General features: G+C 56.0%; 7 protein-coding genes, 2 tRNA genes and 3 rRNA genes. 9 read left to right on the forward strand and 3 right to left on the reverse strand.

The window, feature by feature from the left end; genetic code table 11:
- The first annotated feature begins 161 nt into the window (after nt 1–161).
- The 6 genes from CXU21_RS07780 to CXU21_RS07805 all read left to right on the forward strand — a co-directional run bounded on the left by CXU21_RS07780 (nt 162) and on the right by CXU21_RS07805 (nt 8,213).
- Nucleotides 162–1,673: ribosomal RNA gene (locus tag CXU21_RS07780) — 16S ribosomal RNA — on the forward strand.
- A 169-nt stretch (nt 1,674–1,842) separates the two neighbouring features.
- Nucleotides 1,843–1,918 (forward strand) — tRNA-Ala (locus CXU21_RS07785).
- A gap of 89 nt (nt 1,919–2,007) precedes the next feature.
- Nucleotides 2,008–2,084, forward strand: a tRNA-Ile gene (locus CXU21_RS07790).
- A 214-nt stretch (nt 2,085–2,298) separates the two neighbouring features.
- Nucleotides 2,299–5,134, forward strand: a 23S ribosomal RNA gene (locus CXU21_RS07795).
- A gap of 237 nt (nt 5,135–5,371) precedes the next feature.
- Nucleotides 5,372–5,487: ribosomal RNA gene (gene rrf / locus CXU21_RS07800) — 5S ribosomal RNA — on the forward strand.
- Together the 16S, 23S and 5S rRNA genes with 2 tRNA genes alongside form the textbook arrangement of a ribosomal RNA operon.
- A 212-nt stretch (nt 5,488–5,699) precedes the next feature.
- A complete protein-coding gene (locus CXU21_RS07805; protein WP_180972718.1) occupies nt 5,700–8,213 on the forward strand; it encodes an alpha-N-acetylglucosaminidase in 2,514 nt (837 codons plus the stop codon).
- Nucleotides 8,214–8,282: 69 nt separating this feature from the next.
- Here CXU21_RS07805 and CXU21_RS07810 read toward each other — a convergent pair whose 3' ends face one another.
- The gene (locus CXU21_RS07810; RefSeq protein ID WP_102725644.1) at nt 8,283–10,151 is read right to left on the reverse strand and encodes an OPT family oligopeptide transporter; all 1,869 of its coding nucleotides are present in this window, start codon (nt 10,149–10,151) and stop codon (nt 8,283–8,285) included.
- 120 nt (nt 10,152–10,271) lie between these two features.
- On the opposite strand from CXU21_RS07810, the gene pyrF reads away from it, so the two are divergent.
- The 3 genes from pyrF to CXU21_RS07825 all read left to right on the forward strand — a co-directional run bounded on the left by pyrF (nt 10,272) and on the right by CXU21_RS07825 (nt 13,668).
- On the forward strand, nt 10,272–11,057 hold the full coding sequence (pyrF, locus tag CXU21_RS07815; protein ID WP_257996587.1) for an orotidine-5'-phosphate decarboxylase: 786 nt from the start codon (nt 10,272–10,274) through the stop codon (nt 11,055–11,057).
- 124 nt (nt 11,058–11,181) lie between these two features.
- A complete protein-coding gene (locus CXU21_RS07820; protein WP_102725645.1) occupies nt 11,182–11,955 on the forward strand; it encodes an energy transducer TonB in 774 nt (257 codons plus the stop codon).
- 21 nt (nt 11,956–11,976) lie between these two features.
- On the forward strand, nt 11,977–13,668 hold the full coding sequence (locus CXU21_RS07825) for a putative manganese-dependent inorganic diphosphatase (RefSeq protein ID WP_102725646.1): 1,692 nt from the start codon (nt 11,977–11,979) through the stop codon (nt 13,666–13,668).
- A 98-nt stretch (nt 13,669–13,766) separates the two neighbouring features.
- Here the strand turns inward: CXU21_RS07825 and CXU21_RS07830 are convergent, their stop codons facing one another.
- Nucleotides 13,767–14,807 carry an endonuclease/exonuclease/phosphatase family protein gene (locus CXU21_RS07830; protein WP_146016806.1) on the reverse strand — a complete coding sequence of 347 codons (1,041 nt, stop codon included), beginning with the start codon at nt 14,805–14,807 and terminating at the stop codon, nt 13,767–13,769.
- Between the two features lie 12 nt (nt 14,808–14,819).
- Nucleotides 14,820–15,134: a YbaB/EbfC family nucleoid-associated protein gene (locus CXU21_RS07835; RefSeq protein WP_102715460.1), complete on the reverse strand. Its 315-nt coding sequence runs from the start codon at nt 15,132–15,134 to the stop codon at nt 14,820–14,822.
- Between the last annotated feature and the right edge of the window lie 25 nt (nt 15,135–15,159).

Here is a 15,159-nt window from a genome sequence, read left to right on the forward strand (position 1 = left end):
GGATTGGTAGAAGCAAGGGAAAGAAAAAAGGTCGTGACGCGCGCCGTGCTTGGCAGAGCGAAGAGGACCTCAAGAGACACAACTTGAGGGAAGAGCTGACTGAAGCATGGCGCAGATGAAATCGAAAGATTCCATTTGGTCCAGCAATTTCAAAAATTATTTTGATGGAGAGTTTGATTCTGGCTCAGAACGAACGCTGGCGGCGTGGATAAGACATGCAAGTCGAACGAGAGAACTGCTAGCTTGCTAATAGTTCTCTAGTGGCGCACGGGTGAGTAACACGTGAGTAACCTGCCCCCAAGAGTGGGATAGCCCCGGGAAACTGGGATTAATACCGCATAATATCGCAAGATTAAAGCAGCAATGCGCTTGGGGATGGGCTCGCGTCCTATTAGTTAGTTGGTGAGGTAACGGCTCACCAAGGCGATGACGGGTAGCCGGTCTGAGAGGATGTCCGGCCACACTGGAACTGAGACACGGTCCAGACACCTACGGGTGGCAGCAGTCGAGAATCATTCACAATGGGGGAAACCCTGATGGTGCGACGCCGCGTGGGGGAATGAAGGTCTTCGGATTGTAAACCCCTGTCATGTGGGAGCAAATTAAAAAGATAGTACCACAAGAGGAAGAGACGGCTAACTCTGTGCCAGCAGCCGCGGTAATACAGAGGTCTCAAGCGTTGTTCGGAATCACTGGGCGTAAAGCGTGCGTAGGCGGTTTCGTAAGTCGTGTGTGAAAGGCGGGGGCTCAACCCTCGGACTGCACATGATACTGCGAGACTAGAGTAATGGAGGGGGAACCGGAATTCTCGGTGTAGCAGTGAAATGCGTAGATATCGAGAGGAACACTCGTGGCGAAGGCGGGTTCCTGGACATTAACTGACGCTGAGGCACGAAGGCCAGGGGAGCGAAAGGGATTAGATACCCCTGTAGTCCTGGCAGTAAACGGTGCACGCTTGGTGTGCGGGGAATCGACCCCCTGCGTGCCGGAGCTAACGCGTTAAGCGTGCCGCCTGGGGAGTACGGTCGCAAGATTAAAACTCAAAGAAATTGACGGGGACCCGCACAAGCGGTGGAGTATGTGGCTTAATTCGATGCAACGCGAAGAACCTTACCTGGGCTTGACATGTAATGAACAACATGTGAAAGCATGCGACTCTTCGGAGGCGTTACACAGGTGCTGCATGGCCGTCGTCAGCTCGTGTCGTGAGATGTTTGGTTAAGTCCAGCAACGAGCGCAACCCCTGTTGCCAGTTACCAGCACATAATGGTGGGGACTCTGGCGAGACTGCCCAGATCAACTGGGAGGAAGGTGGGGACGACGTCAGGTCAGTATGGCCCTTATGCCCAGGGCTGCACACGTACTACAATGCCCAGTACAGAGGGGGCCGAAGCCGCGAGGCGGAGGAAATCCTAAAAACTGGGCCCAGTTCGGACTGTAGGCTGCAACCCGCCTACACGAAGCCGGAATCGCTAGTAATGGCGCATCAGCTACGGCGCCGTGAATACGTTCCCGGGTCTTGTACACACCGCCCGTCACATCATGGAAGCCGGTCGCACCCGAAGTATCTGAAGCCAACCGCAAGGAGGCAGGGTCCTAAGGTGAGACTGGTAACTGGGATGAAGTCGTAACAAGGTAGCCGTAGGGGAACCTGCGGCTGGATCACCTCCTTTCTATGGAGTAAGTGCATGAGAATGCACAGGTCGGATCTCTTCCCGAGGGAAGAGGGCGCGGAACCCGCGAGGGCCCGCAACGAACCAAAGATGTGTAAACAGCCAGTTCGCTTGTAGCGAAACTAGGCACGACGTGCGTGACGACCTTTTTTCAAACCGAACCGCAACTGGGGGTATAGCTCAGTTGGTAGAGCGCCAGCTTTGCAAGCTGGATGTCCGGGGTTCGAGTCCCCGTGCCTCCACCAGTTTCGGTAAGAAGGCGGCAACGGAGAACGGTAAATGGCTATTAACTATTACCTGTTCGCTGTTAACTGCCTCTGCGAGACCCAAAGCCGGGCCTGTAGCTCAGTTGGTTAGAGCACGCGCTTGATAAGCGCGGGGTCACAGGTTCAAGTCCTGTCAGGCCCACCAAAAAGCAAATCGATTATTGAGGGAACAACGAAAATTGACATCTGCGTGGCAAAGAAAACAATTGCTGAGAAGCAATTGCTTTCCAACAAAGTGGGTAGTTGAAAAACAACTACAATACACAATTTAAAACATGCATACCAAGAAATAAGACAATACAGTAAGTCACGAAAGGGCTTTGTGGTATTGTGGAAGTGGTAAAAAGCTTTTGCAATATGATGAAGTAATTAAGGGCGTACGGTGAATGCCTTGGTGCCAACAGGCGAAGAAGGACGCGGCAAGCTGCGAAAATCCTCGGGAAGCTGCAAGCAAGCGATGATCCGGGGGTATCCGAATGGGGTAACCTGATCGAGTTAATACTCGATCGTTCATACCTGAATACATAGGGTATGAAACGCGAAACCCGCTGAAGTGAAACATCTCAGTAAGCGGAGGAAAAGAAAGAGAAATCGATTCCGTAAGTAGTGGCGAGCGAAAGCGGATGGAGCCCAAACCGAAGGTACTCCTTCGGGGTTGTAGGACCACGACATATTCGACCATACTGGATAGTAGAACAGCCTGGAAAGGCTGGCCGTAGAAGGTGAAAGCCCTGTAGACGAAATCCAGCGTGGGAATTAGTGGAATCCTGAGTAATACATCACACGTGGAACGATGTATGAATCAGCGCGGACCACCGCGCAAGGCTAAATACTAGTTGGCGACCGATAGTGAACAAGTACCGCGAGGGAAAGGTGAAAAGAACCGCTGTGAGCGGAGTGAAATAGAACCTGAAACCGTATGTCTACAAAGTGTCAGAGCAGAGCAATCTGCGATGGCGTGCCTTTTGTTTAATGAGTCTGCGAGTCAGTGTTTGTGGCAAGACTAAGGGCTTCCGGCCCGGAGTCGTAGCGAAAGCAAGTCCGAATAGGGCGAATTAAGTCGCAGGTACTGGACCCGAAGCGGAGGTGACCTACCCTTGGCCAGGTTGAAGCATGGGTAAAACCATGTGGAGGACCGAACAGGTGAACGTTGAAAAGTTCTCTGATGAGCTGAGGGTAGGAGTGAAAGGCTAATCAAACCCCGTGATAGCTGGTTCTCTTCGAAATGCATTTAGGTGCAGCGTCACGTGCTGATGCGCGGGGGTAGAGCACTGACAAGGCTAGGGGGCACACCCGCTTACCAAACCTTATCAAACTCCGAATACCGTGCAATGGAACGTGGCAGTGAGACAGTGGGGGATAAGCTTCATTGTCGAGAGGGAAACAACCCAGACCAGCAGCTAAGGTGCCTAAATAACGCTCAGTGGAAAGGATGTGGGATTACACAGACAGTGAGGATGTTGGCTTAGAAGCAGCCACCATTTAAAAAATGCGTAATAGCTTACTCATCGAGTGATCCTGCGCCGAAAATGATTGGCGATCAAGCGTTATACCGAAGCTCTGGACTTTACCTTACGGTAGAGTGGTAGAAGAGCGTTGCATACGCGTTGAAGGGTGATGGCGACTGACCCTGGAGCGTATGCAAGTGAGTATGCAGACATGAGTAACGTAAAGCCGGGTGAAATCCCCGGCCGCCGTAAACCCGAGGTTTCCAGGGCAACGTGTTTCGTCCCTGGGTTAGCCGGGACCTAAGCCGAGGCCGAGAGGCGTAGGCGATGGACATCAGGTTAATAATCCTGAGCTCGCGACCCTTAAACTGGGAGGACGCATGAGAAAAGATGACTAGGTTATTGAATTCCGAGTTGAGTCTACGGACTCAGCGCATCATTGGATCGAGTGCCAAGAAAAGCCCCAGCATATGCTAAGCGACCCGTACCGCAAACCGACACAGGTGGGTGGGTAGAATATACCAAGGCGTAAGAGTGAAACCTGGTTAAGGAACTCGGCAAATTAGCCCCGTAACTTCGGAAGAAGGGGTGCCTGCAGCGATGCAGGCCGCAGAGAAATGGCCCAACCGACTGTTTATCAAAAACACAGCACTCTGCAAAGACGCAAGTCGAAGTATAGGGTGTGACACGTGACCAATGCCGAAAGATTAAGGCAAGGGGTTAGCCGCAAGGCGAAGCTCTGAACCCAAGTCCCGGTGAATGTCGGCCGTAACTATAACGGTCCTAAGGTAGCGAAATTCCTTGTCGGGTAAGTTCCGACCTGCACGAATCGTGAAACGAGTTGGGCACTGTCTCAACCAGGCGCTCAGTGAAATTGTAGTGGCGGTGAAGATGCCGCCTACCCGCAGAAGGACGGAAAGACCCTATAGACCTTAACTGTAAGCTGTCATTGTTTCTTCGGTTTTAATGCTCAGAGTAAGTGGGAGACGCTGAAGACGCCCTTTAGGGGGCGTCTGAGTCATCAATGAGACACCACCCTTTGAAACTGGAGGATCTAACCCTGAGCCGTGAATCCGGCCAGAGGACCGTGTCAGCCGGTCAGTTTTACTGGGGCGGTATCCTCCCAAAGAGTAACGGAGGAGCGCGAAGGTGGGCTCAGCCCGGTTGGCAACCGGGTGTCGAGTGCATGGGCATAAGCCCGCCTAACTGTGAGACCTACAAGTCGAGCAGATGCGAAAGCAGGCCCAAGTGATCCGGCGGTAGAAAGTGGAATTGCCGTCGCTCAACGGATAAAAGGTACCTTAGGGATAACAGGCTGATCACGCCCAAGAGTTCATATCGACGGCGTGGTTTGGCACCTCGATGTCGGCTCGTCGCATCCTGGGGCTGGAGAAGGTCCCAAGGGTCCGGCTGTTCGCCGGTTAAAGCGGCACGCGAGCTGGGTTCAGAACGTCGCGAGACAGTTCGGTCCTCTATCCTCTGTGGGCGTTGGAAAATTGAGGGGTTCAGACCTTAGTACGAGAGGACCGGGTCTGACGCACCACTGGTGCATCGGTTGTACTGTCAAGTGCATGGCCGAGTAGCTAAGTGCGGACGGGATAAGCGCTGAAAGCATCTAAGCGCCAAGCCCATCCCAAGATGAGTTTTCCCTATAGGTTCGTGGAAGACCACCACGTTGATAGGTCGCAGGTGTAAGTGCAGCAATGTATTGAGCCAAGCGATACTAATTACCAATAGACTTCATCATATTACATCACTCCCGTTCGTGAATAACAACTTGCCGTTGTCTTGTTCATACAGTGCATGTTTAAAAAGTAACACCACCAGCCACGCAGATGTCAGTTTACGCTGATTCCTTCCCCTCATAACGAGAGGAAATCTTCTTAGCCACAAACACACACAACCCTTAAAAAATCCCCCTCAAAGCCCCCAAGGGCTCCCGGGCAGGCAGGATGAAGAGAGAAAAAACCTCTTCCCCCTGAAGCCCGGTGGCCAGAGCGCAGTGGTCCCACCCGGTCCCGTTCCGAACCCGGAAGTGAAACGCTGCCGCGCCAATGGTAGTCGGACGATAGGTCCCGCAAGAGTAGGTCGCCGCCGGGATTTTTTTCATCAGGCCCCAACAGTCCCATCACTGTTGGGGCCTGTTCGTTTTCTTGTTGAAAGGATTGGGGGCGCTCCAAAAGGTTGGTAAGGCCGGGAGTTTGCTTTTCCCGCCATTATAATCCTCCTTGAAAGACGCTATGGATTTTGCATGTATAGTTGGTGCTATGCTTTCACATGCTTTTGCAGTCGGTTCGGTTCTGGGAACGGTCATGTCCCCGCTTGTTTGCGTCTCTGCCGCGGAAATGTCTCCCGTAGCGGCCGCTGAAGACGTGGTGGCGCGCGTGACTCCAGCAGCAAAAGGCGCTGTGTCGTTCAGCTTGAATCCGGCCCTGGGCAACAAGATTACGATTTCAGGCGCTCCCGGAGGCATTCGGGTGGAAGCATCTGACGTACGCCGCCTGGTAGCGGGATACGGGTGGTATCTGAAAAATATTGCCAAGGTGCATTTTTCGTGGAACGGAGACCGCCTGACGCTTTCCTCTCCGCTGCCTGCCCCATCCAGCCCTGTCACGATTGAATCTCCGTGGAATACCGTTTTTGCCTATAATTACTGCACCCTGTCTTATACGGCGGCTTTCTGGGATTGGAACCGCTGGCAGCGTGAGATTGATTTTCTGGCGCTGAGCGGGTTTACGCACGCGCTGGTGACGGCAGGGCTGGAGAAAACCTGGGAGGATTTCCTTATCGGCCTGGGGTATCCCCGTGAAAAGGCTCTCCGCTTCATCCCCAATCCCGCCTTTGCCGCCTGGTGGAACATGGGCAACCTGGAAGGACACGGGGGACCGTTGACCCAGCAGCAGATTGACAGGATGGCGCAGCTGGGGCGGCGCATCGTATCCCGCATGGAGCAGCTGGGCATGACGCCCGTGCTTCAGGGTTATGTGGGGTTTGTTCCTGCGGATTTTGCGGAGAACGTGCGGATGAAGGGCCTGAAGCTTATCCCGCAGGGGGAATGGGTCAATTTCAAGAGGCCGTGGGTCGTGGACCCCACTTGCGAGGCGTTTCCGAAGCTGGCTGCGGACTGGTACAAGGCTCTCCGCAAGGTGTACGGCATTTCCGGAAAAATGTTCGGGGGGGATTTGTTCCATGAGGGAGGCAGCAAGGGGGACATTGACGTGACGCGTGCGGCGCAGGCGGTGCAGGGCGCCATGCAGAAGGCTTCCCCGGGTTCTTCCTGGGTGATCCAGGCGTGGGGGGGCAATCCTTCCCGCGAGCTGCTGGCCGGAACGGACCCGAAGCATGCGCTTGTGCTGCAGCTTACCAAGGACATGGCTGACGGCGGAAAGAATTTGAGGACTTTTGACGGCATTCCCTGGGTCTGGTGTGAGCTGGCCAACTTCGGCGGCAATACGGGACTGTACGGAGGGGTTCCTCTTCTGTCCCGTCTGGGGAGTGATTTGGCCGGCTACAGGGACAAGGGGCTGACGGGAATGGGTACCTTGTCCGAAGGGCTGGAGACGAATCCCCTTCATTACGCCCTGTTCAGCGACCGTTTATGGACAGAGGAGGATATTCCGGTCCGGGACTGGCTCAGGAAGTATGCTCGCCAGCGTTACGGCGCCGCTCCGGAAGCGGTCGTGCAGGCTTTGGAAATCCTGTCTTCCTCCATTTACAATCCCGCCCGTTCGCAGGAGGGGTGTACGGAGTCCATTATCTGCGCCCGTCCGTCCTGGGACGTCCGCAAGGCTTCCACGTGGTCCAGCGGGGAGAGGTATTACCATCTGGGCGACATCGTTAAAGCGGCCCGCGGTTATTTGCAGGCGGCTAATGCCCAGCCGTCCCTGTTAAAGGAGGAGACTTTCCGCTATGACTTGGTGGATGTCGTCCGCCAGGCGCTTGCGGACGCCGCTTTTTACCAGCTTCAGCGGATCAGGAGCGCTTTTGACTCCGGGGATGCAGCGGCATACAGGAGGCAGGTGAAATCGTTCCTGTCCCTGGTTGCCGATATGGACGCCCTTCTGGCGACGGACAGCCAGTTCCTGCTGGGAACCTGGCAGAAAAAGGCGCTGGATTGGGGAAGCACCCGGCAGGAAAAGGCCTTGATGGACAAGTCCGCCAAAATGCTTGTGACTACGTGGATTGACCAGGCTCCCCGTGCGCTGAATGATTATTCCAACCGCCAGTGGGCCGGGCTTGTTTCCGATTTTTATCTGCCCCGCTGGAAGAATTTTTTTGAATCCCAGCTGGATGTGCTGACCGGAAAGAAGGACCGTACCGCCGCCCAGGCCGCCTTTATGGATAAGACGGTCCGTGAGGAGCTGGCTTTTGCGGGAAATGGAAAGGTGTATTCCACCAAGCCGTCCGGGGATACTCTGACCGTCGCCAACCGCGTGATGGGTGCTCACCGGGAAATGCTGGACGCCCTGAGCGCGGAAGAAAGACATTCCACGGGAACTCCGTGGGATCTTCAGCAGGGCTCTCCGCTGCAATTTAACGTAACGGACCAGGTAACCGGGCCGGGCACGTATACCGCTACCTTCCAGTGGAAGAACGGTCCCAGCGCCCTGAAAATTCATTCCGTCAAGTTGTACGAGGGAGACAGGGAAGTGGCCGCAGATACCCATGAAGGCTGGACCGGGGTGGAGAATAAGGATAATTCCTACAGGCTTGATCTGAAGAGGTACCGCACCAACCTTGATTCCTATACCTTGAAGGCGGAGGTGAGCGGCGTTTCCGAAGGAGCTTCCAAAGGGGAAATGACATTGAAGAAGGAGGCCCGTTGACATGCCGCCGGGCCAGGGCCGGACCTTCGGAATATTCTTTTTCCGGCGGTCCGGTGCCCGGTCACGGGTTTAGCGTGCCGCCTGGTAAATGCTGAACATCAGGATGGCCATGCCCGTCAGGGCCGCGCCGGCAATGATGCCGGAGGCGGTGGGGATTTTATATTCCTTGGATTTGGCACGGAAGAAGCGGTCCGCAGCCCAGCCGAGCACGGCCCCGGCAAAGAAGAGGAAGGAGTCATTCCACTGGATAGCCCACGCCAGCCCGAAGCCGATGGGGGTGGGGAGCCATTTTCCCGCAGCGGGAAGGTAGCGGGGGACAAGCACCAGAATGAGGCCTAGGATACCTCCCGCGATGATGGAGAGAACCTTGATGCTGTGCAGGTGGCTGAAGCCCATGCCCAGCGCTTCCGCCGTGGCTGCCCATGTTCTGGCTCCCGGCGCATTGAATGCCTGGAGGGCGTCCACGTCCGGTACCATGGAGCGGAAGGCGAGCACGGAGACGAGGGTTCCCAGGAAGATTCCGGAGAACTGGGCGATGAATTGCTTGCGGGGATTGGCTCCCAGCAGGTAGCCCACCTTGAGGTCCACGAGCAGGTCTGCCGAAGAACTGGAGGCTCCGGAGGTGATGTTGGCCGCCATCAGGTTGGCCGTCACGTGTCCCGGCGCGATTCCGCCGAAGATGAGCTGCGTGACTTTGCCCATGGCTCCGGTGGGAGTGATGTTGGCCTCCCCGGTGATCCGGCAGACGACCAGCGCCAGGAAGAAGGAGATGACTACTGCAATGCAGCTCATCCAGTACGGAACGTCAAAGGTGACGTACGCCAGATAGCCGAGAGCCCCCAGGGAGACGAGCTGGCCTGCCAGGAACCAGCTCATGGGCGTTTCTATTTTTTCCACGTCCGTCAGCTCCCGCCTTTTAGTCAGGGAGAACATGGCGCCCAGGGAGGAAAAGGAGCGGACGATGCTTTTCCATTGGAACAGGAAGGCCACGATGCTGGCGACGACCATGCAGGCGGTTCCGCCCCACAGGGTCCAGCCCACGGCATCCCGGTAGCCGGCGCCCGCGGGAAGCAGTCCCTGGTTTTCCAGCCACGGTACGTAGAGAGCCCAGCAGACCGTGCCGCCGATGAAGAGGCTGAGGGAGGTTTTCATGCCCACCAGCGCGCCTGCGCCCACAAACATGAGGTCCCATTTAAAGAAGATCGTGCGGTGGTACCAGTTGCCCAGGATTTGCTGCTGGGCGGTGCCCAGCCATTGTTCCCCTCCCGCCGCCATGGCGATGGCGTTGGCGGAGGCGAAGAGGGCGGAATAAAGAAGGGCTTTGGCCTGTCCAGCCGCCTTTTTGCCTTCCGAATAGAGCACCTTGAGGGTTTCCGCCGTGGCGATGCTGTCCGGAAACCTGATTTGCTCAATGTTGATCATCTGGCGCTTCATCGGAATGGCCATGGTGACGCCCAATACGGCAATGAAGAATATCCAGGCGAAGGTGACGCCCAGCGGCATGTGCTGCCCGGTCAGCAGGAGCAGGGCGGCCACGGCGGAGGTGAGCGTGCCCCCGGTAGAGTAGCCTGCGGAGCTGGCGGCGGACTGCATGCACGTGTTTTCCAGAATGGTCATGGGGGATTTGGAGATGCCCAGGCGGACAAAGGCATTCCAGAGAGCAAACGAGATAATGCCCGCCGTCAGGGCCACCCCGAAGGACCATCCCATTTTAAGGTTGGCATACAGGTTGGTGAGGGAAAGGATGGAGCCGAGGAGCATGCCTACGATGACGGCTCTCCAGGTGAGCTGCTTCATTCTGTCGCCGGAGCCCAGGTAGACCCGGTCATACCATTGTTGTTCGATTTCATCCGGGGTGCCCTGGAAGCCGTCCAGTGGGAGCGGCTTTTCCAGGCAGGAGAGAGGAGCGTGGGAAGACTGGGATTCCGTAGGTGCCATACGGGTCGGAACATAGCATGTGCGGGCGCGGTGGAAAAGCCGTATCTGCCTTTCCTTTCCTCCGGAACCCCTTCCGCTTGGGGCTTGCCTGCCCGTGGCGCCCGTGGTTTAATGAATGGCATGAGCCAATCTTTTACGGATAAACTTGCCGCCCGCATCAGAAAGACCGGTTCCGCCCTGTGCGTGGGGCTGGACCCGCGCCCCGTCATGGATGATTTGCAGTCGGTTCCCTCCCTGTTGCGGAAGGTCGTGGAAGAAACTGCTCCGTATGCGGCGGCGTTCAAGCCGAATATCGCGTATTTTGAGGCCATGGGCCTGCGCGGCCTGGAGATGCTTGAGGAGTTGCTTCCGGATATGCCGGAGGATGTGCCCGTGGTGCTGGACGCCAAGCGCGGGGATATTGGAGAGACTCAGAAGTATTATGCGCAGGCATATTTTGAGCGTCTGGGCGTGGATGCCGTCACATTGAGCCCCTTCATGGGTTATGATACTCTGGAACCTTTTCTGGATTATGAAGGCAAGGGCATTTATCTGCTGACGGTCACTTCCAATCCCGGTTCCGCGGACGTGGAACGGCAGGAACTGGCCGACGGCCGCAAGGTTTATGAACTGGTGGGGGATATGGTGCGCCGTTCCGTGCAGGAGGGGCGCAAGACGTCCGTGGGAATGGTAGTGGGGCTGACCAATGCGGATTCCAGCATTCTGGAACGCATTCCGGATGCGCCCCTGCTGATTCCCGGCCTGGGGGCGCAGGGCGGCGATCTTTCCAGCCTGAGCGGTTCCGGCCATGCGGCTCCCCCGCTGGTTAACGTGTCCCGCGGCATCATGTATCAGAATCCGGAACTAAGCTTTGCGGAGAAGGCGGCCAGGTTTGCCCAGCGCATCCGTGAAGCTTTGGATTATTGATATTCATGCGTTTTTCCGGCAGATAACAAAATGATAACGGCCTGCTCATGGCGGTGCGGGCGCTTGTCAACGGGAAAGGCGTTGGTATATTGGACGGGCACTGCCTTTTTCCCTGCCCGTTTTTATGGATGAAAAGCCCGGAATTGTAAGATTCACGCCTCGTTCCACGTCCAAATCCGCCATGCTGATTGCGGTGGGGGTGGCCGTGGGCGTCCAGGTGGCTTTGTGTGCCGTGCTTGTAGCCATCCATTTTCAGGAGCTGTGGCTTCCTTCCGTTCAGGGCGGAGAGGTGGAAATGGAGTTTGTGGCCCCTGCCGAGGAGATTCTCCAGGAGCTGGAGGAGGTTCAGCCCGTGCCGGTGGATCCCGCGGTAGCTCCGTCCACAGTCAGCTCCATTCCGGAAATTACCGCGGATGAAGACCTGCTTGCGATGAAGCTGCCGGAGAGTGAGGATTGTTCCGAGATGAAGGATTTTCTTCAGGAGGAGACTCAAACGGAGTTTTTGCCGGAAGAGCTTTCCAGCATGCGCATTTCCATGAAGGAGGTGAAGCCCAGGCGCCCCGTAAAGACTCCTGCGGCATCTATGCCGGGTCCCCCTGCGCCGGATGAAAATGTGACTCCGGATAAAAAGGTGCGTTATAAACGTGCTCCATCCTTGCCCAATTCCGTCAATTCTTCTAAAGTCGGGAAGGTGAATGCCGTGGTGAAAGTTGTGGTGGGGGTAAATCCCCGTGGCGAACCTTCATCCGTCAATCTTATTCAGTCAACGGGAAATGCGGAACTGGACCGTCTTTTCATGCGCTGGGTGAAAGAGAATTGGACTTTCTACCCGGCGGAAAAAGACGGCTTGCCCATTGCTTCCAAGGTAGTGGTGCCCGTCAGGTTGAATATAGATTAACCTGTGCAGGAAATAAGAAAGATGCTTCCGGAGAAGACAGAAAAAAGGCCCATTTACGTGATCGGCCACCAGAATCCGGATACGGATGCCATTTGTTCCGCCATAGGTAATGCGGAGTTTTTAAGAGCCCATGGCGAACCTGACGCCATTGCCGCCAGATGCGGGGAGATGACGCTGAGAACGTCCTGGGTGCTGGAAAAGGCCGGATTGCCGGAACCGCTCCTGGTTTATGACGTAACGCCCACTGCCGGGACGATCTGCCGCCGTGACGTGATCAGCGTAAGTCCGGATGATACGTTCCTGACGGCGTACCGCAGGATGACGGAGAACTCCCTTCAGACCATTCCGGTGGTTGATACTGACCACAATCTTCATGGACTGCTGCGTTATTTTGATTTGCTGAGCCTGCTGATGCCTCTGAACATGACGGAGATGAATGTGCGCTCCGTTTTTTCCAGCCTGAGCAACATTGCCACTACCATTGACGGCAAGTGCCTGACGGGGGAGACCCTGAGTGAGGAAGAGACGCAGAATATCATTCTGGTGGGGGCTTCCAGCGAACCGAGCGTCCGGACGAGGCTTGCCAATTACAAAAGAAAGGGCATGGTCCGGGACCTGATCGTTATTTGCGGGGACCGCCCGAACGTGCAGCTTTATGCCGTGGAGCACGGGGTGCGCGCCCTGGTGACCACCTCCGGGGCGTTCCCGTCCCTGGATATTATTGAGACGGCCCAGACGACAGGCACGTGCATTTTAAGCACCCCGTGGGATACGGCCAGTGTGGGCCAGTTGATCCGTTGCTCCCGTAAGGTAATGGAGCAGGTGCACAAGGATTATACGGTTTTTCCGGAGAATATGCCGTTGCCTGAATTGAGGCAGGCCGCAGTGAAGAGCAAGCAGGCGCTGTTCCCCGTAATGAGCATCAGGATCGGCAAGATGATCGGCGTGTTGAGCAAGACGGACCTGGTGGACCCGCCCCGCATGCGTGTAGCACTGGTGGACCATAATGAATTTTCACAGGCCGTCAAGGGGGTGGAGGAAGCGGAAATCGTGGAAGTCATGGACCATCACCGCCTGGGCACCCAGATTTCCACCCGGGATCCGATCCGCTTTTTGAATGAGCCTGTGGGCTCCACTTCCACCCTGGTGGCGCGCAGGTTTTACCACCGTGATGCGGAGCCTTCACAGGCCGTGGCGATTTGCCTGTGCGCCGGGATTCTTTCCGATACACTGAACCTGACGTCCCCCACCACGGCGCGGGCGGACAGGGAGATGCTGGAATGGCTGACCGGCATTGCCAAAATAGACGCCAAAAAGTTCACGGAGGAGTTTTTCGCCACCGGTTCCCTGCTGCGCTCCAAAACGGCGCCTTCCGCGATTATCCAGGCGGACAGGAAAACCTTTACGGAGTACGGGCACAAGATCAGCATCTCACAGATTGAGGAGATAGGCATCTTCGGCCTTCAGGAAGTTCAGGATGACCTGGTGAAGGAGCTTCAGAAATTGGTGGAGGAAGAAGGGTTGAAACTCGCATGCCTCCTGGTCACGGACATAGTCACGCATGATTCCATGCTGCTGGCTGTGGGGGATGAAGAAGTGCTGGAGCACATTGAGTACGAACGGCTGGGGCCCAACCTGTTTTCCGCCGCTGATGTAGTCAGCCGCAAGAAGCAGCTTTTCCCGGCTATTTCCCGTGCATTGAAAACCCTGTAGATGTGACGGGGGAATTCATTTCCGCGTTTTAACGGGGCAGCCCCGTTCCGGAGAAATTTTTATGCGGAAACGGCTTAATCAGCCGCGCAGGAAGCAAATCAGGGCATCGAAATGTCCGCCAGGATGGAACGGCGGACGGTATCCGGTATCAGCACGGTGCTGGCGCGTTCAGGTTTGAGCGGCGGTGTGCAGAAGACACGGTCCAGGCGCAGCAGCGGGAAGTTGACGGGATGGGTAGCCCCGTATCCGGCGCCTTTAAGCTTGAAGCAATCCTGAAAGTCGCTGCTGAGTTTGGAGAAGATGGGGGATTGGGGAGCGGCGCTGAAGTTCCCGGCCAGGATGATGGGCAGTTCTCCGTGCTGGCTTCCTACCTCCTTCAGGGTATCAAACAGGTACTGGAGCTGTTTGCGGTGAATGAACCGGAGTGTGTGGAAGTATTTCCAGCAGGCGGGGGAATAAAGGTCAAAGCGGTGTTCAAAGGGCTCCAGGCTGATGTTGATAAGCCGTATTGCCAAGGAAGAGTTTTCCGGTATCCAGTCTACGATCAGGCCTGAGGTATCCGTGATGCTTTGCGCCGGACCTATCTGGCCGTGGCGTACAATGATGGCGCAGCTTCCAATTTGCTTGATGTAGGAGGTGCGCCCGAAGATGCTGTAGGCAAATTTGAGCGTCCGGTTGTGGTTGCTGCAGCCCTGGATGAAGATGACGTCCGCCCGGAGTTTGGATATCTGTTCAATGGGCGGGTTTTCCACGCAGCCGCCGTACAGGGTAAGGATTCTGATTTGGCGGGAATCCGGCGCCGGGGGCATTTTGTAATACTCCATTCCCGTTCTGGCAATGGGAGGAATGAAATCCGTGATGACGATGCCGTATGCAAACCAGACAATGACGCCGAGCAGCCCGATCCGGGAACCGAAAATCAGCCACGCCAGAAGCGCCGGGAAGGAGAAGATAAGACAACACGCCCAGATGGGCAGTGAAGTCATGAAGGCCATCGTGTCCGAGCCGGTCCAGAAAATGGTGACGACGATGACCCACAGGCACAGAGAGACGCAACCCAGCGCTATCCCCAGGTGGTTGACACCGGATAACGCAGGCAGTGGTTCTGCCAGATGTTTGCGCCTTCTGAGCCTGTGCACGGTTATGGTAGGTTAAAAGCCCATGCCGGGGGGCAGGTCCAGGCCGCCCGTCAGTTTTTTCATTTCCGCAGCGGCGGTTTCCTTGCCCTTGGCGATGGCGGCATTAATGGTTTGCAGGAGCAGGTCCTGGAGAAATTCGGAATCGGACGGATCAATGATGGAAGGATCAATGACCAGTTCCGTGAGGTTGCCGTCACAGGTGGCGGTGACTTTCAGCTTGCCGCCCGCGCCTTCGAGAGTAACGGTTTGGGAGGCCAGTTTTTCCTGGGCGGCGGCAAGTCCGGCCTGCATCTGCTGGACCTGCTTCATCATTTTCATCATGTTCATGGCTGTTGTATTTGGAGATGTGGGT

It is taken from the genome of Akkermansia muciniphila, assembly GCF_002884975.1.
Taxonomy (GTDB): Bacteria; Verrucomicrobiota; Verrucomicrobiia; order Verrucomicrobiales; family Akkermansiaceae; genus Akkermansia; species Akkermansia muciniphila_C.